General features: G+C 41.9%; 22 protein-coding genes and 1 tRNA gene. 6 read left to right on the top strand and 17 right to left on the bottom strand.

Annotation, left to right across the window (positions count from 1 at the left end; all coding sequences use genetic code 11):
- Positions 1–18: 18 nt before the first annotated feature.
- The 11 genes from ybeD to leuS all read right to left on the bottom strand — a co-directional run bounded on the left by ybeD (position 19) and on the right by leuS (position 11,125).
- Positions 19–297, bottom strand: coding sequence for a DUF493 family protein YbeD (gene ybeD / locus MTN96_RS20840; protein ID WP_016898950.1), 279 nt, complete (start codon positions 295–297; stop codon positions 19–21).
- A 210-nt stretch (positions 298–507) separates the two neighbouring features.
- Entirely contained in the window at positions 508–1,668 is a 1,161-nt protein-coding gene (locus tag MTN96_RS20835; RefSeq protein WP_248532700.1) for a serine hydrolase, read from the bottom strand.
- A gap of 53 nt (positions 1,669–1,721) precedes the next feature.
- Complete coding sequence (locus tag MTN96_RS20830) at positions 1,722–2,483, bottom strand: septal ring lytic transglycosylase RlpA family protein (RefSeq protein WP_248532666.1); 762 nt, start codon at positions 2,481–2,483, stop codon at positions 1,722–1,724.
- Positions 2,483–3,589 carry a rod shape-determining protein RodA gene (gene rodA / locus MTN96_RS20825; protein WP_036982047.1) on the bottom strand — a complete coding sequence of 369 codons (1,107 nt, stop codon included), beginning with the start codon at positions 3,587–3,589 and terminating at the stop codon, positions 2,483–2,485. The genes MTN96_RS20830 and rodA overlap by 1 nt, the downstream gene beginning before the upstream one ends.
- On the bottom strand, positions 3,586–5,466 hold the full coding sequence (mrdA, locus tag MTN96_RS20820) for a penicillin-binding protein 2 (RefSeq protein ID WP_248532665.1): 1,881 nt from the start codon (positions 5,464–5,466) through the stop codon (positions 3,586–3,588). Before mrdA ends, rodA begins: the two co-directional genes overlap by 4 nt.
- A 9-nt stretch (positions 5,467–5,475) precedes the next feature.
- Entirely contained in the window at positions 5,476–5,946 is a 471-nt protein-coding gene (gene rlmH, locus MTN96_RS20815; protein WP_248532664.1) for a 23S rRNA (pseudouridine(1915)-N(3))-methyltransferase RlmH, read from the bottom strand.
- A gap of 37 nt (positions 5,947–5,983) precedes the next feature.
- Positions 5,984–6,301, bottom strand: a complete 318-nt coding sequence (gene rsfS / locus MTN96_RS20810; RefSeq protein WP_013465348.1) for a ribosome silencing factor — start codon at positions 6,299–6,301, stop codon at positions 5,984–5,986.
- Positions 6,302–6,363: 62 nt separating this feature from the next.
- Complete coding sequence (nadD, locus tag MTN96_RS20805) at positions 6,364–6,993, bottom strand: nicotinate-nucleotide adenylyltransferase (RefSeq protein ID WP_248532663.1); 630 nt, start codon at positions 6,991–6,993, stop codon at positions 6,364–6,366.
- 10 nt (positions 6,994–7,003) lie between these two features.
- On the bottom strand, positions 7,004–8,044 hold the full coding sequence (gene holA / locus MTN96_RS20800; RefSeq protein ID WP_248532662.1) for a DNA polymerase III subunit delta: 1,041 nt from the start codon (positions 8,042–8,044) through the stop codon (positions 7,004–7,006).
- The gene (lptE, locus tag MTN96_RS20795; protein ID WP_248532661.1) at positions 8,044–8,535 is read right to left on the bottom strand and encodes an LPS assembly lipoprotein LptE; all 492 of its coding nucleotides are present in this window, start codon (positions 8,533–8,535) and stop codon (positions 8,044–8,046) included. Before lptE ends, holA begins: the two co-directional genes overlap by 1 nt.
- A 1-nt stretch (position 8,536) precedes the next feature.
- Positions 8,537–11,125, bottom strand: coding sequence for a leucine--tRNA ligase (leuS, locus tag MTN96_RS20790; RefSeq protein ID WP_248532660.1), 2,589 nt, complete (start codon positions 11,123–11,125; stop codon positions 8,537–8,539).
- Between the two features lie 574 nt (positions 11,126–11,699).
- Between leuS and MTN96_RS20785 the strand changes: the two genes are divergently transcribed.
- The 5 genes from MTN96_RS20785 to MTN96_RS20765 all read left to right on the top strand — a co-directional run bounded on the left by MTN96_RS20785 (position 11,700) and on the right by MTN96_RS20765 (position 15,754).
- Positions 11,700–12,158, top strand: coding sequence for a hypothetical protein (locus MTN96_RS20785; protein WP_138627455.1), 459 nt, complete (start codon positions 11,700–11,702; stop codon positions 12,156–12,158).
- A 76-nt stretch (positions 12,159–12,234) separates the two neighbouring features.
- Complete coding sequence (locus MTN96_RS20780) at positions 12,235–14,661, top strand: Lon protease family protein (RefSeq protein WP_248532659.1); 2,427 nt, start codon at positions 12,235–12,237, stop codon at positions 14,659–14,661.
- Positions 14,658–15,134, top strand: coding sequence for an FKBP-type peptidyl-prolyl cis-trans isomerase (locus tag MTN96_RS20775; RefSeq protein ID WP_036982055.1), 477 nt, complete (start codon positions 14,658–14,660; stop codon positions 15,132–15,134). The genes MTN96_RS20780 and MTN96_RS20775 overlap by 4 nt, the downstream gene beginning before the upstream one ends.
- Positions 15,135–15,274: 140 nt before the next feature.
- Positions 15,275–15,538, top strand: coding sequence for a hypothetical protein (locus MTN96_RS20770; protein WP_248532658.1), 264 nt, complete (start codon positions 15,275–15,277; stop codon positions 15,536–15,538).
- Between the two features lie 60 nt (positions 15,539–15,598).
- Positions 15,599–15,754 carry a hypothetical protein gene (locus MTN96_RS20765; protein ID WP_248532657.1) on the top strand — a complete coding sequence of 52 codons (156 nt, stop codon included), beginning with the start codon at positions 15,599–15,601 and terminating at the stop codon, positions 15,752–15,754.
- Here the strand turns inward: MTN96_RS20765 and lnt are convergent.
- From lnt to miaB, 5 genes are read right to left on the bottom strand one after another with little or no spacing between them, the layout of a single operon-like run.
- The gene (lnt, locus tag MTN96_RS20760; protein ID WP_248532656.1) at positions 15,744–17,294 is read right to left on the bottom strand and encodes an apolipoprotein N-acyltransferase; all 1,551 of its coding nucleotides are present in this window, start codon (positions 17,292–17,294) and stop codon (positions 15,744–15,746) included. The genes MTN96_RS20765 and lnt overlap by 11 nt on opposite strands.
- The gene (corC, locus tag MTN96_RS20755; RefSeq protein WP_036982057.1) at positions 17,275–18,159 is read right to left on the bottom strand and encodes a CNNM family magnesium/cobalt transport protein CorC; all 885 of its coding nucleotides are present in this window, start codon (positions 18,157–18,159) and stop codon (positions 17,275–17,277) included. Before corC ends, lnt begins: the two co-directional genes overlap by 20 nt.
- Before the next feature lie 22 nt (positions 18,160–18,181).
- Entirely contained in the window at positions 18,182–18,640 is a 459-nt protein-coding gene (ybeY, locus tag MTN96_RS20750) for an rRNA maturation RNase YbeY (RefSeq protein ID WP_008115159.1), read from the bottom strand.
- A gap of 4 nt (positions 18,641–18,644) precedes the next feature.
- Positions 18,645–19,703, bottom strand: a complete 1,059-nt coding sequence (locus MTN96_RS20745; RefSeq protein WP_069439957.1) for a PhoH family protein — start codon at positions 19,701–19,703, stop codon at positions 18,645–18,647.
- A 54-nt stretch (positions 19,704–19,757) separates the two neighbouring features.
- Positions 19,758–21,203: a tRNA (N6-isopentenyl adenosine(37)-C2)-methylthiotransferase MiaB gene (gene miaB, locus MTN96_RS20740; protein ID WP_069439958.1), complete on the bottom strand. Its 1,446-nt coding sequence runs from the start codon at positions 21,201–21,203 to the stop codon at positions 19,758–19,760.
- A 256-nt stretch (positions 21,204–21,459) separates the two neighbouring features.
- Here miaB and MTN96_RS20735 point away from each other — a divergent pair, with 256 nt between their 5' ends.
- Positions 21,460–22,641 carry an FAD-dependent oxidoreductase gene (locus tag MTN96_RS20735; RefSeq protein ID WP_248532655.1) on the top strand — a complete coding sequence of 394 codons (1,182 nt, stop codon included), beginning with the start codon at positions 21,460–21,462 and terminating at the stop codon, positions 22,639–22,641.
- Positions 22,642–22,765: 124 nt separating this feature from the next.
- On the opposite strand, the gene MTN96_RS20730 is transcribed toward MTN96_RS20735, so the two are convergent.
- Positions 22,766–22,840: transfer RNA gene (locus MTN96_RS20730), tRNA-Gln, on the bottom strand.
- Between the last annotated feature and the right edge of the window lies 1 nt (position 22,841).

Raw genomic sequence — 22,841 nt, 5'->3', positions numbered from 1 at the left:
ACAAATCTCAACTATGGATTAAAGCATATGGCGTACGTCATCGATGTTGCTGATCACGTTGTAAATTTCTTCAATGTGTTTGCCGCTTGTTACAGTAGCTACTAGCGTTACAGACTCGTAATTACCTTTACTGCTTGGTTTTACTTTTGGCGCATAATCACCTGGAGCAATAGGTTGTAATTTAGCTAAAATTTGATCAGTTAAGTTTACATTAGCTAGACCCATAATTTTAAATGTAAATGGGCAAGGGTACTCTAAGTACTCATCAAATTTAGTGTCTTTAACAGGTTCAACCACGACGGGAACTCCTCAAACAAAAAGTGTTGGCTTTGCTAAAACGCGAAGCTTAAAACTGACAGGCTAATGGCAATCTTGAAATGATGCTATTGTTGACCCAAGCCAATGATAGTCATTCAATACGATTGGTATATATGGGGCGCATTCTAGCACTTTTCAAGCAAAAAAAAACGCCTCACAGTGGAGGCGTTCATATTACTTTACTCGCAATTACATAATCTGTAAGCGTAAGTAGTCATATATTTTACTAAAGAAGCTACCTTCTTGTATTTCTTCAAGTGTAACTAGCGGATATTGTGCAATATCTTCGCCTTCAAGCTGTAAAAATAAAGTACCTACTTTAGTGCCTTTGGCTAAAGGTGCCTCAAGGGTATCGTCTAGCTCAAAGTTTGCTTTAAGGTTTTTATGCTGACCACGAGGAATAGTAATAGGTGTATCTTCTAAAATTCCTAAAGAAACATTCTCTTTATTGCCCATCCAAACACGTTGCTCAGCAAAGCTGTCGCCGGCTTTATACGGGGTAATTGTTTCAAAAAAGCGAAAACCGTAGTTGAGTAGTTTTTTACTTTCTACTTTACGCGCGCGCTCACTTGAGGTGCCCATTACAACGGCAATTAAACGCATGTCGTTTTTTGTTGCAGAGGTGACTAAGCTGTAACCGGCATCAGATGTGTGACCCGTTTTAATACCATCTACATCTAGGCTTTCATCCCACAACAAAGAGTTGCGGTTATATTGCTTTATGCCATTGAAGGTAAAAGACTTTTGTTTATATAGAGCGTATTCATCAGGCACATCTCTGATAAGTGCAGCCCCTAATGTTGCCATGTCGCGTGGCGTTGTATAATGCGCATCAGTATCAAGGCCATGGCTATTAACAAAATGCGTATTAGTCATGCCTATTTTTTCGGCGTGAGCATTCATTAAATCTGCAAACGCGCTTTCGCTACCAGCAATATGCTCTGCCATAGCAACACATGCATCATTTCCTGATTGAATAATAATGCCATGGTTAAGATCATCGACACTAATTTGTTTACCGACTTCAATAAACATTTTTGATGATTCAGGGAAGTTTTTTGCCCACGCTTTTTCACTAACAGTAACCATATCGGTGGGCGCAATATTACCAGCATTAATTTCGGTACCAATTACATAACTGGTCATCATTTTAGTTAAGCTGGCCGGTGCGAGTTTGGTATCAGCCTCGCCTTGTGCAATGACTTTACCTGTGGTGAAGTCCACCAAAAAGTAACCTTTTGCATTAACTTGAGGAGGCGCTGGAATAATTTGAGCGGTGGCTGAAAATACGGCGGCAGAACAGACTAAGCCGCAAACACCAGTAAGAATTTTTTGTTTAATAGATTTCATCATACTCATTAATGGTTAAAGTTAAAAATATGCGTATTCCCATTCTAAAGGGCTTACTGAGTGTAAAGCAAGAACGCGTTTTGAAATTGATTTTGTTTTAATGTTTCTAGTACTTGTTGCGCATGTTGGGCATCTTTTATTGGCCCTAAGTGCAATCTATAAATAGCGTCTTTTTCAACGATATTTGTCGGTAACTTATACTGTTCTCGCAGTGTACTTGCTAACGCTTCTATGTTGGCTAAGGTACTGCCCGCGGCAACTTGAACGTAGGTTTTTCGTGCATGGGTATCGGCTAGAGTAATGGCTTCTAGCTTAACCTCTGCTGTACCATACTTATGGTATCCAAGTTTGTATGCAGCGGCATAAGAAAGGTCAATAATTCTATTATCATGAAAGGGGCCACGGTCATTAACACGAACAATAATTGATTTGCCATTAGCCGTATTTGTTACCCGCACAAAACTAGGTAAAGGCAACGTTTTATGAGCTGCGGTCATCGCGAACATGTCGTAAATTTCGCCATTAGAGGTGTGATACCCATGAAATTTACGGCCATACCACGAAGCAATGCCCGTTTCTGAATAGCCGGTTTCATCGAGCATCGGGGTATAGCGTTTGCCAAGCACTTCGTAGGGGCGCGTGGTACTCGCACTTTTAATAACTTGAGTAACAATGGCATCTTGCATTTCTAATTCGGTCGGTGCACGAAGCGGCGCCGCATCATGGCGCATGCTGTAACGACTATTTGAACTGCTGCATGCGCTTAAAAAGAGGTTAACGAGAATAATAATTATAAGTTGTTTGTAAAGGCGCATTATTTTAAGAGCATCCTTTTATCTGTGGCAATCGACATAATAATGCCAAATGCAGCCATCAGGGTCACCATTGAGGTGCCGCCATAACTAATTAATGGTAACGGTACACCTACAACAGGTAGCAAACCCGATACCATGCCAATATTTACAAAAATATAAACAAAAAATGTGAGCGTGAGTGAGCCGGCTAATAGTTTACCAAACGCATCTTGTGCGTTAACCGCAATATACAGTCCACGGCCAATAATAAATAAATATAAACTAAGTAAAACACACACACCAAATAAGCCAAACTCTTCACTCAGTACTGAAAAAATAAAATCGGTATGTCGCTCAGGTAAAAATTCTAGTTGCGATTGCGTGCCTTGCAGCCAGCCTTTTCCTTCGATACCGCCTGAACCAATGGCAATTTTTGATTGAATAATATGATAGCCAGAACCCAGCGGATCGCTCTCAGGGTCTAAAAAGGTCAGTACCCTTTGCTTTTGATAATCGTGCATACCGTAGTGCCAAAATGGCCATGCTGCCAAAGCAACAACCGAGCTTAAAAAGCCGATTAAACGCCAGCTCAAGCCAGATAAAAACAATACAAACACACCGGAGCTGGCAATCAAAATTGAGGTGCCTAAATCGGGCTGTTCCTTAATAAGTAAGGTGGGCAACATAACAATGGCAAAGCCAATAATTAAATGAAGTGGACGCGGTGGTAAGTGGTTACGACCAATGTACCAAGCCACCATCATAGGAACCGCTAATTTCATCAGCTCTGAGGGTTGAAAGCGGGTAATGCCTAAATCTAACCAGCGTTGAGCGCCTTTAGAGCTTACACCAAATAGTAGTACTCCAACTAGCATGAGTAATCCTAGGCAATACATGGGAATTACTAAGCGTTTTAACGTAGCGGGGGGGATTTGCGCTAAAAAAAACATTCCAATAATTGCACCTGCCATGCGGGTTACATGGCGGATCATCATAGCCGAGTCTTGCCCTGAGGCGCTGTATACAATGGTGATACTACCGGCCATCATCAGCAATAACGCAATTAAAAGTGGCAAGTCGATATGCAGGCGAAGCCAAATAGAACGCTTATTATGTAAAGCCGTCATGGTACTTGACTCCCTGAGGATTGAATTGGGTTAGCTGCAAAATAATAATCCATTAATTGACGGGCAATCGGCGCACCTACTGAGCTTCCCCCACCGGTATTTTCTACCACAATAGAGACTACTATTTGTGGGTTGTTGTAGGGGGCAAAACCGACGTAAATGGCGTTATCACGTTGGCGCTCTTTAAGTGCATCGGCGTCGTAACGCTCGCCCTGAGCAATACTCACCACTTGGGCAGTACCGGTTTTACCTGCTGGATCGTAGGTAGCGCCTTTAAACGCACGATGGGCAGTTCCGGTGGTTTTTTTAACCGTGTTATGCATAGCATCAATAGCAATGCGCCAGTTATCTTCGTTATTAAGAACAACAGGTGGCTTTTCTTCATTATTGAGCTGAGTAATTTGATCTTCTTTTTTAGCAACTTGCACTAAATGAGGAGGGTGATTTATCCCTCTGTTAACTAAAATATTAGTGGCATTCGCTATTTGAATGGGGGTGGCAGTCCAATAACCTTGGCCAATTCCTACAGAAATAGTATCGCCACGCCACCACGACTCTTTAAAACGGGCTTCTTTCCACTCTTTTGAGGGTAAAATAGCGGTTGTTTCTTCATGAATATCAATACCGGATAATTCACCAAAGCCAAAGCGAGCCATAAAGTTACTTATTTTGGTGATCCCCATTCGATAGGCTGCATCGTAAAAGTAGGTATCGCATGACTCTTCTATTGCTTTGTAAACATCAACATGGCCATGGCCCCAACGTCGCCAATCTCGCCATCTATGCTTTACGTTTGGTATTTGAAAAAAACCTGGATCCCACATGCTGGTGGTTTCTTGCACTATGTTTTCTTCTAATGCCAAAATAGCCATGTGCGGCTTAATAGTTGATGCGGGTGCATAACGTCCTTGAGTGGTACGGTTGATCAGTGGACGATCAGGGTTGAGTAAGGCTTTGTAATCTTTACTGCTAATACCGTGCACAAATAAGTTGGGGTCATAACTAGGGTTTGAATAAAGCGCTAAAACGCCGCCATCTTTTGCATCCATTACCACAATAGCGCCGCGCATATCTTTAAGTGCATGTTGGGCTATTTGTTGTAAACCAATGTCGAGAGTAAGTACTAAGTCATCACCCGGCTGCGGTGGATCCATGCTTAAGGTGCGAATAATACGGCCACGGTTGTTTACTTCAACTCGCTGTGAGCCGACCTGACCATGTAGTAACGGCTCGTAATATTTTTCGATACCCAGCTTGCCAATATCATGCGTGGCTCGGTAGTTTGTGGCTTCATCTTGTTGCTCAAGTTTGTTTAGCTCTTTTCTATTGAGCTTTGCAACGTAGCCTAATGCATGGGTTAAAGTATCGCCAAAGGGATAATATCTCGCTAGGCGCGCTTCAATGCTAAACCCTGGAAATTTATGTTGGTTTACTGAAAACATCGCAACTTCGTTTTCATTTAAACGGGCTTTGAGGACTTGACTTTTAAAACGTCGAGTATGTTTTATATCATCAATAAAATCAGCTTGTTGTTGCTCGGTTATTTCAATGATTTTGCTGATAGACTCCAAAGAGGCGGTTAAATCATCAACTTCTTCAGGGATCACTTCAAGGTTATAAACGGGCTTATTTTCTGCCAGTAAAACACCGTTGCGGTCGTAAATAAGTCCGCGATTAGGTGCAATAGGGATTACTTTTATGCGGTTGTCGTTAGAGCGAGTTTGGTAATCTTGGTGGTCGTCAACTTGAATGGTGTACAAGTTAGACAATAATATGGCTACTAAGGCTAAGATAAAAATAAAACCCACGAATGCACGCCGAGCAAATAAATTAGCTTCTGCTGAGTGGTCGCGAATAGTGGGTCTTCGTTTTAGCATGGCAAGAAACTACTCGCGATGATAAGGGTGGTTGTTATTTAAGCTCCAGCCTCTGTAAAGGCTTTCAGCAACAATAATGCGTACTAAAGTGTGTGGGAGCGTTAAATTTGATAACGACCATTTTTGCTCAGAGGCCGCAATACACTCGGGAGCTAAGCCTTCTGGTCCGCCAATCAGTAAACTGACATCGCGACCATCAAGTTGCCACTTTTCCATGTTTTTCGCTAGCTGGTGAGTATCCAGTGCTTTACCGGTTACTTCCAGTGTGACAATACGATTGCCTTTAGGTATAGCGGCTAAGGTTTTTTCACCTTCGGTGTGTAAAATACGCTTTATATCTGCGTTTTTGCCACGTTTACCTGCAGGTATTTCGATTAGTTCCAGTGCCATATCTTTGGGAAAGCGGCGCTGATATTCTGCAAAACCTGTTTCTACCCATGCTGGCATTTTTGTACCAACAGCAATCATTTGTATTTTCACGACGTTACTTCCAAGCGTTGTCTAAAATAGGGAGCTATTAGCCCCAAAGCTTTTCTAGATCGTAATAGCTACGTGCTTGATCTTGCATAACGTGAACAATCACATCACCTAAATCAACGAGTGCCCATTCGCCATCGCTTTGGCCTTCATACCCTAATGGCTCTTCACCAGCGTGGCGAGCTTCTTTTGCTAAGTTATCAGCAATTGACAATACATGACGTCTTGATGTACCTGAACATACAATCATGTAATCGGTTACGTCTGAGCTGCCAGTTACGTCAAGTTGAATCACATCACGTGCTTTCATATCGTCAATTTTGTCTAGTGCAAAAGCGAGTAGTTGTTTCGAATCCAAGGTTTTGTCTCAATTTAAAATTTAATAGCGGCTATTTTAACACGCTGAGGGGTTTATACCAATCACTCTTGATAAAGCTGATGCTGCTTAATATAGTGACTCACGGCGTCGGGTAATAGTTCACTCTTTTTAGTTCTTTTTTTAAGGGCTTGACGGATTTCGCTGGATGCAGCGTCCAGCTGTTCTCCCTCTAAAAAGTAAAGGTGTCCGGCATTTGTTTTGTTGAGCAGAAAAATATCGTTGGTCACAGCCTGCTGTTTGTAGTTTTTAAGTTCCCCTTGTACATCACAGTTTTGGCCTGGGCGTTGATACACCACCAGATGACAAAGGCGAGTTATTGTTTGCCATTGATACCATTTATCGAAATTGTTGAATGAGTCCATGCCAATTAAAAATAAAATAGGGGTATCGGGGTTTTCTGCTCTTAGCTCTTGCAAACTTAATAAAGAATACGACGGGCCGCTGCGTTGCAGTTCTCGTAAATCAAGTTTGAACGGCGCATAAGGTGTAATTGCGGCTTTAAGCATTGCTATACGATGCTCGGTGCTGATCCCCGGTGCCGCTTTGTGTGCGGGTATTGCACAGGGCATAAAATAGAGTGAGTGTAATTTAAAGGTCGCAACGCATTGCTGCGCCATATTAAGGTGTCCCAAATGAACGGGATCAAAAGTACCACCAAAAATTGCAATCATGTATTTCCCTTTACTGACGGTTAGTATGGCAGGGAAGTGGAATATCGAGCGGTTGGCAGAACTTAATGCAAATATGCGCCAATGCTTGATAAGGGGCAATCAATGCGCCTTGCTTGTAACTTGCATCAAACAATGCCAGTTCACTGCTAATATTCTCTAGGGTATGAATGTTTAGCCTGTTAATGGCTGTTTGTACTGGCGCTTGTTGATTTTTCCAAATCGCTTTTTGTTTAAATAAGGTTGCTAATGACTCACCTTGCAATAATCCCTGCTGCACACTCAATAATGTATTAAGGTCTTTATTGATAGCCCATAAGATACTCACAACCTCAGTGTTATCACTGGCAAGTTTGTTAAGTACTTTTATAGCCTGAGCGGTGTGGCCGTTTAAAAGCGCATCACTTAAATCAAAAATATCAAACTTAGCTTGGTTTAGTAGTCCTTGCATCACCAGCTGTTGCGTGATCAGAGCATTACCGTGTATTAACGCTAGTTTTTCGAGTTCTTGATAGCACGCAAGTAAGTTGCCTTCAGTGGCATTAATTAAACTGAGTTTAGCCTCATTTTGAATATTTAGTGACAAACGTTGGCACTGTTCATCAAGCCAACGCTTTAAGTGATTTCCGCTAAGCGGGTAACAAGGTACAAATAACCCATGCTTATCAAGTGCTTTAAGCCACGCACCGCGCTGAACATCTTGACTGGCCTTGGCGCCTTTTACGATTAAGATCGTATCAGGGTTTTCAAGCTCTACTATTTTTTTAAAGGTGTTTGCGCCGGGTGTCCCCGGTTTTTGCTGGTTTAAATCTAGCTCAATAATCGTACGCGCACTAAACAACGACATACTTTGGTATTGCGCTATTATTTCCTGCCAATCAAAGCCCTGAACTAAAGTAAATTTAATCACTTCATCAAAGCCTTGTGCTTTTGCGCTGTCGCGTATGAGCTGTACACAGTGAGCTTCTTGAAAAGGCTCTTCACCAAAAACCAAATAAAAAGGTTTTAACCCCTTTTTTAATTCACTAGGCAGCTGATTTGCATAACAACGCATTATAGTTGCGACAACTCTCTAACAATACGACGACTCGCTTGTTGGCGAATTTCGCTAATTAGTAGTTCAAGCTCTTTTGCTTTTGCTAGTGCGTTATCTGGGTCGTCTTGGTAGTTACGGTATAACTCAAAGCGTTTTTCGATGGCTTTTTGTTTCGGGCGTTTTACTACATAACTTACGCTGTATGCCAGTTCGTACTCAGCTACTTGTCCGTTTTGGAACAACGATAAGGTTTGACGCTCTAGTTGTTCTTTAAATAAATAAAGCTGCGCTGATTGTTTACTTGCAGGCACTAAAGTGACGTCGCTCATAGTCAGTTCGCTTTGTAAATAGCTAAATAAAGCAGATTTTTGATCATCCCCCACAAGCGTTAGCTGTTTTAAATCATTGGGTAGGCTAGACGCTTTTTTAAGATGAAAGCCACAGCTCGATAACAAAAAGCAGACTAGCACTAAGGCTAGTCCGTTTTTAATGGCGTTTAAAGCAGCCATATTAGTTAGCTACCACGTTAAGTAATTTACCTGGTACATAAATAACTTTTCGTATCGTTGCACCATCAGTAAATTTAGTCACGTTAGACTCGGCAAATGCCAAAGCTTCTACTTGCTCTTGCGTAGCATCAGCAGCCACTGTTAGTTTTGCACGCAGCTTACCGTTTACTTGTACGATGATTAGTTTTTCATCTTCAACAAGAGCAGATTCGTCAACTTTTGGCCATGCCGCATCTAAAATATCACCTTCTTTACCTAGGTCTTGCCATAATTGATGCGATAAATGCGGTGTAATAGGTGCCAGCATAATTATTAATGCTTCCAGTGCCTCGTTAGCAATGGCAACATCTTGTGTGTCACTTAATGGCGCTTTTAATAGCTTGTTAGAAAGCTCCATAATTGCGGCAATAGCGGTGTTAAAGGTTTGACGACGCTCTACATCATCGCTCACTTTTGCGATTGCTTTGTGTAGCTCACGACGTAGTACTTTTTGCGGGTTAGTAAGCGCCGATTTATCAAGTGCTTGGTAACCTACTGTTTTAACGTCTACTGCGTATTTCCAGACACGTTTTAAGAAACGATGTGCGCCTTCAACGCCTGAATCTGACCATTCAAGCGTTTGCTCTGGTGGTGCTGTAAACATCATAAATAAACGCACTGTATCTGCACCGTATTGGGCAATAACTTCTTGTGGGTCTATACCGTTGTTTTTCGACTTAGACATTTTGCTCATGCCAGATGAGAACACCGGTTCACCATCTTTTTTATGCCATGCTTTAGTTACGCGACCTTTGTCGTCGGTTTCTGTGTTTACATCACTTGGCGAAATCCAAATGTCGCCACCTTTTTCATCTTTACGATAAAATGTTTCAGCAAGTACCATACCTTGACAAAGTAAGCGGTCGAATGGTTCATCTGAATTAACTAAACCAAAGTCACGTAATAATTTGTGGAAAAAGCGCGAATATAATAAGTGCAATATGGCGTGCTCAATACCACCAATATATTGGTTTACTGGTAACCAGTAGTTAGCGGCTGCTGGGTCTAACATGCCTTCGTCATGGCGTGGGCTACAGTAGCGAGCGTAATACCACGATGATTCCATAAAGGTGTCAAAAGTATCTGTTTCGTGAGTAGCAGGCACACCGTTTACAGTTGTTTGAGCCCAATTCGGATCGGCTTTAATTGGCGATGTAACACCATTCATTACCACATCTTCTGGTAAACGCACAGGGAGCATATCTTCAGTAGCAGCAAGCTCGTTACCGTTTTCATCGCTCAGCATTGGGATTGGAGAGCCCCAGTAACGCTGGCGACTTACGCCCCAATCGCGAAGACGGAAGTTTACTTTACGCTCACCTACACCTAATGCTTCTAGTTTGTCGGCAACAGCGTTAAAGGCGTTTTCAAAATCAAGGCCATCAAATTCACCTGAGTTAACCAGTACGCCTTTTTCGGTGAATGCTTCTTTGCTAAGGTTTACCTCAAGCTCTGAACCTTCAGCAGGGGCAATAACTTGTTTAATATCGAGGCCGTATGCGGTGGCAAATTCAAAGTCACGTTGGTCGTGCGCTGGTACTGCCATTACCGCGCCTGAGCCGTAATGCATCAATACAAAGTTTGCAACCCAAATAGGCACTTGCTCGCCCGTTAATGGATGCGTGGCGTAAAAGCCTGTTGCAATGCCTTTTTTCTCCATGGTTGCCATATCCGCTTCGGCAACTTTAGTGTTTTTACACTCTTCAACAAACATCGCAATCGCGTCGTTGTTTTTAGCCGCTTCTTGTGCGATTGGGTGGCCACCGGCCACAGCTAGGTATGTCACGCCCATAAACGTATCTGGACGAGTGGTGTATACACTAAACTTTTCGTTATTGTCGGTGCGCGTAAACTCGATATCTAACCCTTCAGAGCGACCAATCCAGTTGCGCTGCATGGTTTTAACTTGCTCAGGCCAATCTTCTAGTTTGTCTAAGTCGTCTAATAGCTCTTGAGCATAGTCGGTAATTTTTATAAACCACTGTGGAATTTCTTTTTGTTCTACTACTGCGCCTGAACGCCAACCACGACCATCAATTACTTGTTCGTTAGCTAATACTGTTTGATCCACAGGATCCCAGTTAACCGTTGACATTTTTTTGTACACTAGGCCTTTTTCGTAAAGCTTAGTGAAGAACCATTGTTCCCATTTATAATATTCTGGGTGGCACGTCGCAATTTCGCGATCCCAGTCGTAGCCAAACCCTAATTGCTTAAGCTGGTTACGCATGTAGTCAATATTTTCGTAAGTCCATTTTGCTGGGGCTGTTTTATTTTTAATAGCCGCGTTTTCTGCAGGTAAACCAAACGCATCCCAACCCATAGGTTGCATTACGTTTTTGCCTTGCAAGCGCTGAAAGCGAGAAACCACGTCACCAATGGTGTAGTTACGCACATGACCCATATGCAGTCGACCACTTGGGTAAGGAAACATTGAGAGGCAGTAGTACTTTTCTTTGCTCTCGTCTTCTGTGACTTTAAATACTTGGTTTTCTTCCCAGTAGCGTTGGACTTTTGACTCTATGTCTTGTGGGTTATATTGCTCTTGCATTTACGTTTCCAAACTTCTTGCATACTAATAAAAAATTGTCGATAGGATACCCCAAATAAAGGGTTATTCACAGCGCCAAAGCGGCGCTTTTTACAAATTTGCCGCTAAATTAGTTTTCAGTGCAGGTTAACCTATACTTATCTACGTTAGGAGTCAGTTTTAACTTAGCGTTTGTTAATCTTTTTAGTTGAGTTTACACGCAAGTATTTGAGGTTTAAGCTAGGGTCTGTTGATCTTTGTGGATTACAATTTGTTCAAACTAGGGGCGATTTAATCGCGACGCGAGGTTTGTAACCTAGTGGGCTAAGTAAAAACCGAGCAACAAAGAGTAAATCCCCCCTAGGCAGAACCCTTCGGGCAGCGCCTGTTTGGCATTGATGCTGCGTTATCGCCTATTTATGGGGAATAACCACACCACATAGGCTCTGCCTTGCCTAAATACCAAACAGACTGCTGCAAATTTAACCTTAAAAGGTCAACAGACCCTAAACAAAGCCTGTATGGTGTTGTTTTTATCAACAGCTAATAGCGCCGTATAAATATCAGTCCCCTCACAATTTTGAAGGAGTATAAAATGGCAGATTACAGAGCATGGCTTAGTGATTTAACCGATTGGTTAAAAGATGTGAAAGAGCATGAGGTTAAAGCCGCAGTAAAGCGATTTATTGAATCTGAGCAGGCACTTAAAGATTTAGGTGAAGAAAAATATCAGCTTTATCGTAATTACTTAATGCGCGATATCTCTCATCTACAAGAAAATAACAGCTACTATAATTCGCTTGCATGGCAGGAGCTTAAAGAGTCATTGTGGTTTGAACTTTCTCATATTGAAGACAAAACACAGCTTGAATGGCAGTCATTAAGTGAAGATTTTAAGCATAATGGTGTTTATCACGCAGGTGAATGGATAGCCATGGGCACATTAGTATGTAAGAATTGCAACCATAGTTATGATGTTTACCATGCAACGCAAATTATTCCTTGTACGCAGTGTGATGGCATCTATTTTAGCCGCCAGGCTTTACAACCCTAAATATAAGTATTGAGTGGCTGTAGGCCACTCAATATGCCCAAATCTAGCAATTAAGCTGGTAAAAAAAGAAGTTAGAATGACGAAAAAACTGCTGCCACTACCTGTATCAAATCTTGCACCGAGTATTTCTTCGAGCCATGTAAGCACTTGCATGAGCAATCCATACCCTGAGCAACTTACCTTTATAGGCCAACAACGTGCGCAAAGTGCGTTGGACTTTTCTTTAGGAATGGACCTACCCGGTTATAATGTTTACGTAATGGGAGAGGCGGCACACGGGCGTTTTACCTTAGTAAAAGACAAATTAAAACAACACGCTAAAGAGCGCACAACACCGCATGAATGGTTATATGTTAATAACTACGACGATCACCGTGAGCCTATTGCGTTATTTATGCATGCAGGGCAAAGCAAACAATTAGCCGATGATATTGACTCGTTTATTGATGAAGTACTCGACACCTTTCCTGCTGCATTTGATAACCCAGCCTATCAGCGTAAGAAAAAATCGATAGACCGTGAGTTTAACGATGCTTACGATGGCGCCATTACATCGGTAGAAATAGCCGCGCTTGAGCAAAGTGTGGCACTAATTGAAGAAAAAGGCGTAGTCGGCTTTGCACCGCTGATTGATGGTAAACAACTTACCGATAATGAGTTTTCTGATCTTGAAGATGACTTACGCGAGATGTTTTTTGAGCGTATAGAAAAATTAGAAGATGCCCTCATTGAGGCGCTTATTGAGTTACCGCGCTGGAAACGTGAATCCAAAGAAAAGCTTCGCAACCTTAAAAAGTCTACCGCTGAGCAAGCTACTAAACCGTTATTAAAAGATTTAGAACATAAATATGCCAGCCATATTGGTGTACTGCGTTATTTAAAAGATATACGTGTAGAAATTATTGATGCCGTGCTCGAATGGCTTGATGATGAAGGTGAAAGCGAAGAAAACAAAGAAGACTTTGATCGTAAAGGCATGCTTACCGACTTTTTTGCGCCTAATATTTTGGTCGAATATAAAGAAGGCGATGCGGCACCGGTTGTTTACGAGCCAAACCCAACTTTTGGTAATATTTTTGGCAAAATTGAATACGCCACATCGCAAGGGTCGTTAATTACCAGCTATCGATCAATTCAACCAGGTGCATTGCACCGCGCGAATGGCGGCTATTTAATTATGGATGCTGAAAAAGTAATGGCTCAACCCCAAGTGTGGGATGGACTAAAACTGTCGTTAAAAACGCATCAAATTAAAAATGACTTACCTTATCAAGACAGTGTAGTTGGCAGTAGCTTTACGCTTCGCCCGCAGTTAATACCGCTTGATGTGAAAATTATTTTGCTTGGTTCACGTGAGCTTTATTACACCATCGGTGAATACGACGAAGAATTTGCCGAGTTATTTAGAGTACTTGCCGATTTTGATTATTACTTACCAAGTAGCGATAAGCTGCAGTATCAGTTTATTACTAAAGTCAGTGATTACTGCGAGCAAACATTAAAGTGCATGTTAAACGAATCAGCAATGGTGCGATTGCTTAAGTTTAGTTATCGCCAAGCTGAGCACCATAATAAACTCTCAGCCCGTTTTGCTGATGTATTAGAGCTGGTGGCTGAGGCTAGTTTTTACGCTAAACAAGACAAGCTAACGGTGATTGATGCACGCCATATTGACGAAGCGATTGAAGGCAAACAATATCGTACGGGGCAAATTAGTGAAAATATGCTCAGCGATATAAAAGAAGGGCACACCTTAATTGCGACCGACGGGCAAGCCGTAGGTAAAGTAAATGGTTTAACTGTACTGCACATTGGTGACACTTCATTTGGCACACCTGCACGTATTACTGCTACCGTTTATGCGGGCGCCGACGGCGTAATTGATGTGGAACGCGAAGCTGAGCTGGGTAAAGCAATTCACTCAAAAGGGGTGATGCTGCTCACTGGTTATTTAGGTAACAAATACGCGCAACACTTTAGCTTAACACTCAGTGCGAATATCGCTATTGAACAAAGTTATGGCTACATAGATGGTGATAGCGCCTCTCTTGCTGAACTTTGTGCGCTAATTTCCGCCATTACGAGCTTACCTATCAGTCAGTCTATTGCTCTAACCGGTTCAATTAACCAACATGGTGATGTACAGGCCATTGGTGGTGTAAACGAGAAAATAGAAGGTTTCTTTAAGCTATGTAAAATGCGCGGCTTAACGGGCGAGCAAGGCGTTATTATTCCAAAATCAAACCAAGTTAACTTAGTACTTGATGATGAAATACTCAATGCGGTTGAACTGGGTAAATTTAATATTTTCGCCGTTGAAACCGTTGACCAAGCGCTAAACTTACTAATGGACATTGACGCGGGTGACATGGTTGATGAACACTACCCAGAAGATTCGGTTAATGGCATTGCATTAGCGCGATTAAAAGACATTGCCGATATTGTTAATGGCGATAACAGTGACGATAAAAACGACTCAGAAGATGAAAAAGGGGAGTTATGATCAATATAATTTTACTGATTGTTATCGCTATTTTTTGCGTTTTAATTTTTAAAAACAGTAAAAAAGCTAAGCAGCAAGCAATCGCTAACGCACAAATTGAAAGTGATTATTTAATTGCTAATGCAAAAACTGAAGGTGTAAATGAAACCGCATCTGGCTTGCAATATAAAATAATCCATAAAGGACAGAGCGAAAATACACCTAGCCCAACAAGTATGGTGAAAGTGCATTATCATGGCACTTTAATCGACGGCACTGTATTTGACAGCTCAGTAGAGCGTAAAACTCCGATTAGCTTTGGCTTGCACCAAGTTATAAAAGGCTGGACTGAGGGTCTGCAACTGATGAGCCCGGGCGATAAATTTCAGTTTTATATACCGCACCAGCTTGCCTATGGTGAAAAGCGGGTAGGGAGTATACCTCCTGCGTCATTGCTTATTTTTGAGGTGGAATTACTGGCTATTGAGTCGTAATTTTAAGGTAAAAAATACGTTAAGCCCTGCTTTAATCAAGTAGGGCTTTTTTATTTGCTCTTATCAGTCAATCCTACTAAAGAGTTTAAAATATCAGTCGATACCTAAAATAGTGACAAATTTATTTTAGGGATAAAATAATGAAGATTTCAACCGCCTCAATTCAATATCAAGTATCTAATTATAACAATCAGGCTTTAGTAGAAACAGAGCGGCAACCTACAGGTGACGAATCACAAGAAGAACTTGACTATGTTTTATCAGAGTTTTTAGACGCAAAGGTTCAAAAATACAGCGAAGATAGCGCAACATTTGCTGAGCAATATCAAAATTTAGAAAAGGCATATAAGCAAGTGGTTGCATTACAAGAGCATGTAAATAAGCTTAAGCAAAGCACTGTATAACGTAGTTTAACCATAAATAATAGCCAATATGGGCCAGCTGAAGACGACAATCGTTTGACTATGGATGCTGAGCATATCGGGGCTAAAAAATATAAAATCGAGCAACAACAAGAAGAGATAAATAGATTGCAGCCGCAACTTAGTGAGGTGAAGTCTCAGCAGGCAGCAATAAAACAACAAATTATTGAGCTAGTAACCAACGAATTTACTTTTTAAATCTAACCCCAAATCCAATCATACCCAATAACAATATAACCCCCCATACAAACCCATTGCCGTATTGGCTATACACGCTATCCCCTTGTATGAGCTTTATATTGGCTTTAAGTGTGGTAGCTTCAAACTGTGGCATAGTTTGACGTGTTTGGCTTATGGGGTCGTATACACCACTTATGCCGTTGTTGGTAACACGCACTAATGGACGCTGTAGTTCTAGGGCGCGCATGCGGGCAATTTGCATATGCTGGTGGGGGCCGATTGAATCACCAAACCAAGCATCATTACTCACCGTAAATAATATGTCTGAGTCGCTTTTGTAGTTACCACGCACTAAATCAGCAAAGACTATTTCGTAGCAAATAGCAGGCAGCAGGTTAAAGCCATTCGCACGTAAATTATTTTGCACTTTATCTCCGCGAGAGAACGATGACATAGGCAAATCAAATAACGGAGCTATGGGGCGTAGTATGTCTTCAAAGGGAACAAACTCTCCAATAGGCAATAACTGATGCTTTTGATAGCGGTTACTGTCTAAGTAACGGTAGTGGCCATGTTCATCATTTTGCTCTTTGTTACCGACCACAATCAGCGTATTGAAAATGGTTTTTGTATCGCGTTGGTAATCGACAATACCCGTTACTAGCGCGGTTTTATTAAATGAGGCGGCACTGTCTAAGCCTGCTAAATATGAATCAGCGAGGGCTTCTATTTCAGGCACTGCAGCTTCAGGCCACACAATTAAATCAGCATCCCAGTGACGGCGCGTCATATCTTGATACTTACTCATGGTGGTCCAAAACTCACTGGGGTCAAAGCGCAAGTGTTGTTTTATATTACCTTGTACAAGCAGCACAGAAAGGTCTTTATTGGAGTAATGGGGTGCCTTTGTAAAATGTGCACCTGCAAAAGCTAAAACAACCACAGCAGCGGTAACAACAGGCATTTTAAATTGTTTTTGCGTTAAGCTGTACAATGCAAAACCAATGGCAATACATAATAGCGTGAGTCCAAATTCACCAATAAAAGGAGCAAGGGCATTCAGTGGGCTATCTGTTTGTGTATAGCCAAAGCTTAACCAAGGAAAACCGGTTAATAGCTTGGCTCGCAAATACTCACTAATCGCAAAACAAGGGAGCAGTAGCGCTGCAAAACTTATAGAGCCGTTTGAAAAACGAGTGGTTCCCCACAGTGCCAACGCAGGAAATAATGAAAGGTAGCTGCACAGTAATACCATTAACGAAATGGAAGCGATAAGTGGCATACCACCAAAGGTGGCGATAGAAACATGTACCCAACTTATACCTGCACCAAACCAGCCTAGGCCAAATATAAAGCCATATTTAGCCGCGGTTTTAGCGTGTTTTTTTCCAGTGAGGTTTGCAGGGATACAATAAAATAATGCGACCAAGCTAAAAAATACAATTGGCCAAATACCAAAAGGCGCGTAGCTAAAAGTCAAAACAAGGCCCGCAACCAGTGCGAGCCATGCTTTTTTATCTTTTGCTAGTAGGGTGAGACTAGTTAGCAGTTTCTTCACTGTCGTTATCATCAGCCTTAGGAATGGTGACTTGCAGTTGTAATATACGACGGTTATCAGAATTAGTTACTTTAAACTGAAACCCGTCTATATCAATAGTTTCGCCACGACTCGGCATATGGCCAAAGGCATGTAATACGATACCACCAATAGTATCGGCGTCTTGCGAGCTGTAACCTGATTTAAAATGCTCATTAAAGTCATCTACAGGGGTCAGTGCCTGCACAACGTAAACATGTTTAGCTAGTTGACGAATATCTTGTTGTTCTTCTTCTTCATCGTGCTCATCTTCGATTTCGCCAACAATGATCTCAAGAATATCTTCAATAGTGACCAAACCAGATACGCCGCCGTATTCGTCTATCACGATTGCCATATGGTAGCGTTGCTGACGAAACTCGTTAAGCAGAGTATCAACCCGTTTACTTTCAGGCACCACCATAGCAGGACGTAAATAGTCACGTAGCGATGGTAAATGCTCATCTTTGTTTAAAATAAGAGGTAATAAGTCTTTTGCGAGTAAAATCCCTTCTACATGGTCTTTATCTTCACACACAACCGGAAAACGAGAGTGGGTAGAGTCAACCATCATAGGTATATGCTCTTCAAGCGGGCTATCAATTTCCAAGGTGACCATTTGTGAGCGCGGTATCATAATATCTCGCACTTTAAGCTCAGACACACCAAGCACACCTTCAATCATTTCTTTGGTTTCAGGATCGATTACATCCCGCTCTTGGGCATCGGCAATCACCTCAACCAGCTCTTCTCTATTCTGGGGTTCCCCTTGCAACATGTGGGTTATACGGCCCAGCCAAGTCCTGCCAGAAGAACCCTGGCTAGATTGCGAGTTATCGTCGCTCATTACGTCTAATTGCTCCGTTTATTTAAATATCGTCCCGGTATGGGTCTGCTATGTTTAGTTCAGCAAGTAATTGCTTTTCTATACTTTCCATCTCTAACGCATCTTCACTCTTTATATGGTCAAATCCAAGTAAATGCAAGCATCCATGAATAACCATATGGGCAAAGTGGTCATGAAATGACTTTTCTTGCTCTTGGGCCTCAGCCAAAACGATGGCTGGACAAATAATTAAGTCACCCACAAGTGGGATATCAATACCCGGTGGCGCTTCAAATTCAAACGATAATACGTTGGTAGGCTTATTTTTACCGCGGTAGTCATTATTGAGCTGTTGTGACTGTGCTTCATCGCTAATGACAATGGTCAGCTCAGACTCATCGCGGTATTGGCTAAGTACTTTATCGGCCCACATTGCAAACTGCTCAAGGCTGGGTAAGTTGTCAAACTCACACGCTATTTGTAAATCAAGTTCTGTTTTCACTGTATTACTCTTTAGTCGCAGGTTGCTCATGAGAGGCAAGCGCTTCTTTAGCTTGTTGTTTTTCTAATCGCTTAAGACGCTCACGTTCGTCGTTGCGCTCATAGGCTTCAACAATACGTGCTACCACAGGGTGGCGTACTACATCATGCGATTTAAAAAAGTTAAAGCTAATTTCATCAACGCCATCTAACACATCAATAGCATGACGAAGGCCAGAGCGCGCTCCCCGAGGTAAATCAACTTGGGTTATGTCGCCGGTGATCACCGCTTTAGAATTAAAGCCAATACGGGTTAAGAACATTTTCATTTGCTCTGTGGTGGTATTTTGGCTTTCATCTAAAATAATAAACGCATCATTAAGTGTGCGTCCGCGCATATAAGCCAGTGGAGCAATTTCGATGATGTTTTTTTCAATCAGCTTTTCAACACGCTCAAAGCCAAGCATTTCAAATAAGGCATCGTAAAGTGGGCGTAAGTAAGGGTCTATTTTTTGGCTTAAATCACCGGGTAAAAAGCCAAGTTTTTCACCCGCTTCAACCGCAGGGCGAGTGAGCAATATACGACGTATTTCCTGGCGCTCTAGTGCATCAACTGCCGCCGCAACGGCAAGATAGGTTTTACCTGTACCCGCAGGGCCAATACCAAAGGTAATGTCGTGGTGCAAAATATTAGCAACATATGAGCCTTGGTTATCGTTACGCGGTTTAATCACGCCACGACGGGTTTTAATCATCATTTCTTTGCCGTAGGCGCTACTTGAGGTGTCTTGCTCAAGCGCTTTAGACTCAGTGATGGCTAAATGGACGTTGTCAGGCTCAATTTCGCCAATTTCCCCACGTACAGGCTGAGTATCAATATAAAGGTTTTTTAAGATCTCTACCGCGCCGGCGCTACTGTGTAGTTTACCGGTTACTTTAAAAAAGTTATCACGATGAATAATTTCAACACCTAGACGGCGTTCAATTTGTTTGATGTTTTCGTCAAACGGGCCACATAATGAAGAAAGGCGTTTGTTGTCGGCAGGTTCTAAATAAATCTCTAATGTTTTTAACTGATTACTCAAAATTACTTCCTATTACAGTGCGCCAGCGTTAACTGGCGCAATGAATTTTTGCAACTAAGGTACGAAAGTAGCAACGCCAATTTCGTTAGCTGTCTCGGTTTTTTGCTCGCTCGCTGCTTTGGTTAAAATAGCAGAAGGGGCAATTTCGCGGCGTAAGTTCATTTCTGATTCTGTACGAATTAAATCGCCACGTAAAGAGTTTGGTAGTGCCTCGGTAATACGTACATCAACAAACTGACCGATCACTGTGTGTGGGCCAACAAAGTTAACTACACGGTTGTTTTCAGTTCGGCCACGTAGTTCCATCGGGTTCTTCTTAGAAGGACCTTCAACTAAAATACGTTGTTCGGTATCAAACATTTGGCGGCTAATTTGCTGTGCCATTTGTGTAATACGGTTTTGTAATAAGTACAGGCGCTCTTTTTTCTCTTGCTCGGTTACGTCATCTGGCAAATCGGCCGCTGGCGTACCTGGGCGTGCACTGTAAATAAAGCTAAAGCTCATATCAAAACCAATATCGTTGATAAGGTTCATGGTCGCTTCAAAATCGGCCTTGCTTTCACCTGGGAAACCTATGATGAAATCTGACGACATACTTAAGTTAGGGCGAATTTTACGTAGCTTACGAATAGTTGATTTGTACTCAAGTGCAGTATGGCCGCGTTTCATTAAGTTTAAAACACGATCTGAGCCACTTTGTACTGGAAGGTGTAAGTGATCAACCAGCTCAGGCACATCGGCATAAGCGTCAATAATGTCAGGCGTAAACTCAACGGGGTGTGAAGTGGTGTAACGAATACGGTCAATCCCGTCAATTGCGGCTACTAAACGGATAAGGTCTGAGAAATAGCAAATTTCACCATCGTGTGTATCACCACGGTACGCATTTACGTTTTGACCTAGTAAGTTAACTTCACGTACGCCTTGCTCAGCTAACTGTGCAACCTCTAATAACACGTCATCAACAGGGCGACTTACTTCTTCACCACGCGTGTAAGGTACAACACAGAAAGTACAGTATTTAGAACACCCTTCCATAATTGATACAAACGCAGTAGGACCTTCCGCTTTTGGCTCAGGAAGACGGTCAAATTTTTCAATCTCTGGGAATGAAATATCAACCACTGATGACCCTTTGTTACCTTGCACTTGTTTGATCATTTCAGGTAAACGGTGCAATGTTTGTGGGCCAAAAATAACATCGACAAACGGCGCGCGTTGACGAATTGAATCGCCTTCTTGCGATGCTACACAGCCGCCAACACCAATAATCAGGTCTGGTTTGTCATCTTTTAATAACTTCCAACGACCTAGTTGGTGAAATACTTTTTCTTGCGCTTTTTCACGAATTGAACAGGTGTTAAGTAATATAACATCAGCATCAGCAGCTTCTTCAGTTAGCTGATAGCCGTTGGTCGCATCTAGAAGATCAGCCATTTTCTGAGAGTCGTATTCGTTCATCTGACAACCCCAGGTTTTAATATGCAGCTTTTTGCTCATTGAAATATAGCCTCGTGTTCAATTCGATAGTGGCACAAACATGTGCTAGAAACAGGTATAAGTGGCGCAATTATTAAATTTTGCTCGACTTAAAGGACGCGTATTTTAGCTGGATACACGCTCAAAACCAAGTATAGATTTCATGTTTGTGATCTGAAATCAATATAGTATGGGTTTAATAAGAGAATTAAGCGAAGCGCTCACACAGAGCAAACTAATTACGATACAATCAAAGTAGAGTTAAGTCAGAAGTAAAATGATGAAAGACATGGCTAAAAGTAATGTAATTGTAGTAGGGGGCGGCATGGTTGGTGCCGCTATAGCTATTAAATTAGCGCAACAAGGCAAAGCAGTACGTGTTATTGAAAAACACCCAATAGATGCATCACTAGTGCTTAGCAGTGATGCAGTTGATATACGAGTATCAGCTATTAACCGCTTTTCGGAAAAACTGCTTGATCAGCTCGGTGCTATGCCATTGCTGCGCGAAAATAGACTCGCTCCCTATGAGCAATTAGAAGCTTTTGAGCGTGGTAACGATCATTTATTATTTGATTGCCATGCCATCAATACCACGCATTTAGGTCATTTAATCGAGAATAAGTTAATTCAAGCAAGCTTATGGCAGCAATTTGGGCAGCATAATATTGAAATGATTAATCCTGCATCGGCTTTAACTGCAATAGAGCAAAACCCTGATAGCATTACCTTACACTATAACGAACAAAGCTATACTGCTGATTTAGTGATTGCAGCCGATGGTGGGCAATCACAATTACGTAGCAAAGCCAATATTGGTATAACTGGGTGGCAATATCAGCAGCATTGTATGGGCGTGCTAATAAAGCTCGATGCACCGCAACAAGTTAAAACATGGCAGCAGTTTACACCTACAGGGCCCGTTGCGTTTTTACCTATGCAAGCACCTTATGCAAATTTAATTTGGTATGACGATGCAAATACCCTCAAAGCATTTAAAGCCCTACAACCTAGCGCATTAAAAGCTCATATTATTGAAAAGTTTCCAAAGCTCGCTGGTGATTTTGAAGTACAAAGCCATGCTATATTTCCTCTAGCAAGGCAGCATGCCAATAATTATTCACAAGGGCGACTCGTTTTAGTGGGTGATGCGGCGCACACCATTAATCCTCTGGCAGGACAGGGCGTTAATTTAGGCTTTCAAGATGTGGCTGCCTTAGCTGAAGTGTTGCGTACAGCTGATGATGTAGGTTGCCCGCTAATGCTTAAAGAGTACGAACGTAGTCGTCGTAACGCTAATTTATTAATGATGAGTATGATGGATGCTTGCTACTTTGGTTTCTCAAACCAAATAGCCCCATTAAAATGGGCGCGCAGCACATTTTTAAAGTTAGCTAATAATACAGGGCCGGTAAAAAACTGGGTATTAAAATACGCAATAAGTGGTGAGCTTAGTTAGTTGGTGAAAAGGCTCAAATTTGGGTCTTTTTTTATATCTGAAAAATGTGGTATTGGATTATAAAAGAAAAAATATTAGTGGTTTTGAAGCTAGTGTGGGGGTGCAATCAAAGAAGCATGCAAATTGGCTGGGATACCAGGATTTGAACCTGGGAATGCCAGGATCAAAACCTGGTGCCTTACCGCTTGGCGATATCCCAA

The sequence above is a fragment of the Pseudoalteromonas sp. 2CM28B genome (assembly GCF_023161935.1).
Note: the sequence above shows the minus strand (reverse complement) of the source record. Positions and strands in the feature narration are given on the sequence as shown.

What these genes read in the sequence shown, in the direction of transcription:
- MTN96_RS20785 (WP_138627455.1), top strand. Translation starts at nt 11,700, where the DNA reads ATGGCAGATTACAGAGCATGGCTTAGTGATTTAACCGATTGGTTAAAA.
- nadD (WP_248532663.1), bottom strand. Translation starts at nt 6,993, where the DNA reads ATGATTGCAATTTTTGGTGGTACTTTTGATCCCGTTCATTTGGGACAC.
- mrdA (WP_248532665.1), bottom strand. Translation starts at nt 5,466, where the DNA reads ATGCTAAAACGAAGACCCACTATTCGCGACCACTCAGCAGAAGCTAAT.
- MTN96_RS20765 (WP_248532657.1), top strand. Translation starts at nt 15,599, where the DNA reads ATGGATGCTGAGCATATCGGGGCTAAAAAATATAAAATCGAGCAACAA.
- holA (WP_248532662.1), bottom strand. Translation starts at nt 8,044, where the DNA reads ATGCGTTGTTATGCAAATCAGCTGCCTAGTGAATTAAAAAAGGGGTTA.
- MTN96_RS20770 (WP_248532658.1), top strand. Translation starts at nt 15,275, where the DNA reads ATGAAGATTTCAACCGCCTCAATTCAATATCAAGTATCTAATTATAAC.
- MTN96_RS20780 (WP_248532659.1), top strand. Translation starts at nt 12,235, where the DNA reads ATGACGAAAAAACTGCTGCCACTACCTGTATCAAATCTTGCACCGAGT.
- rodA (WP_036982047.1), bottom strand. Translation starts at nt 3,589, where the DNA reads ATGACGGCTTTACATAATAAGCGTTCTATTTGGCTTCGCCTGCATATC.
- miaB (WP_069439958.1), bottom strand. Translation starts at nt 21,203, where the DNA reads ATGAGCAAAAAGCTGCATATTAAAACCTGGGGTTGTCAGATGAACGAA.
- MTN96_RS20775 (WP_036982055.1), top strand. Translation starts at nt 14,658, where the DNA reads ATGATCAATATAATTTTACTGATTGTTATCGCTATTTTTTGCGTTTTA.
- MTN96_RS20830 (WP_248532666.1), bottom strand. Translation starts at nt 2,483, where the DNA reads ATGCGCCTTTACAAACAACTTATAATTATTATTCTCGTTAACCTCTTT.
- MTN96_RS20735 (WP_248532655.1), top strand. Translation starts at nt 21,460, where the DNA reads ATGATGAAAGACATGGCTAAAAGTAATGTAATTGTAGTAGGGGGCGGC.
- corC (WP_036982057.1), bottom strand. Translation starts at nt 18,159, where the DNA reads ATGAGCGACGATAACTCGCAATCTAGCCAGGGTTCTTCTGGCAGGACT.
- lptE (WP_248532661.1), bottom strand. Translation starts at nt 8,535, where the DNA reads ATGGCTGCTTTAAACGCCATTAAAAACGGACTAGCCTTAGTGCTAGTC.
- leuS (WP_248532660.1), bottom strand. Translation starts at nt 11,125, where the DNA reads ATGCAAGAGCAATATAACCCACAAGACATAGAGTCAAAAGTCCAACGC.
- MTN96_RS20835 (WP_248532700.1), bottom strand. Translation starts at nt 1,668, where the DNA reads ATGAAATCTATTAAACAAAAAATTCTTACTGGTGTTTGCGGCTTAGTC.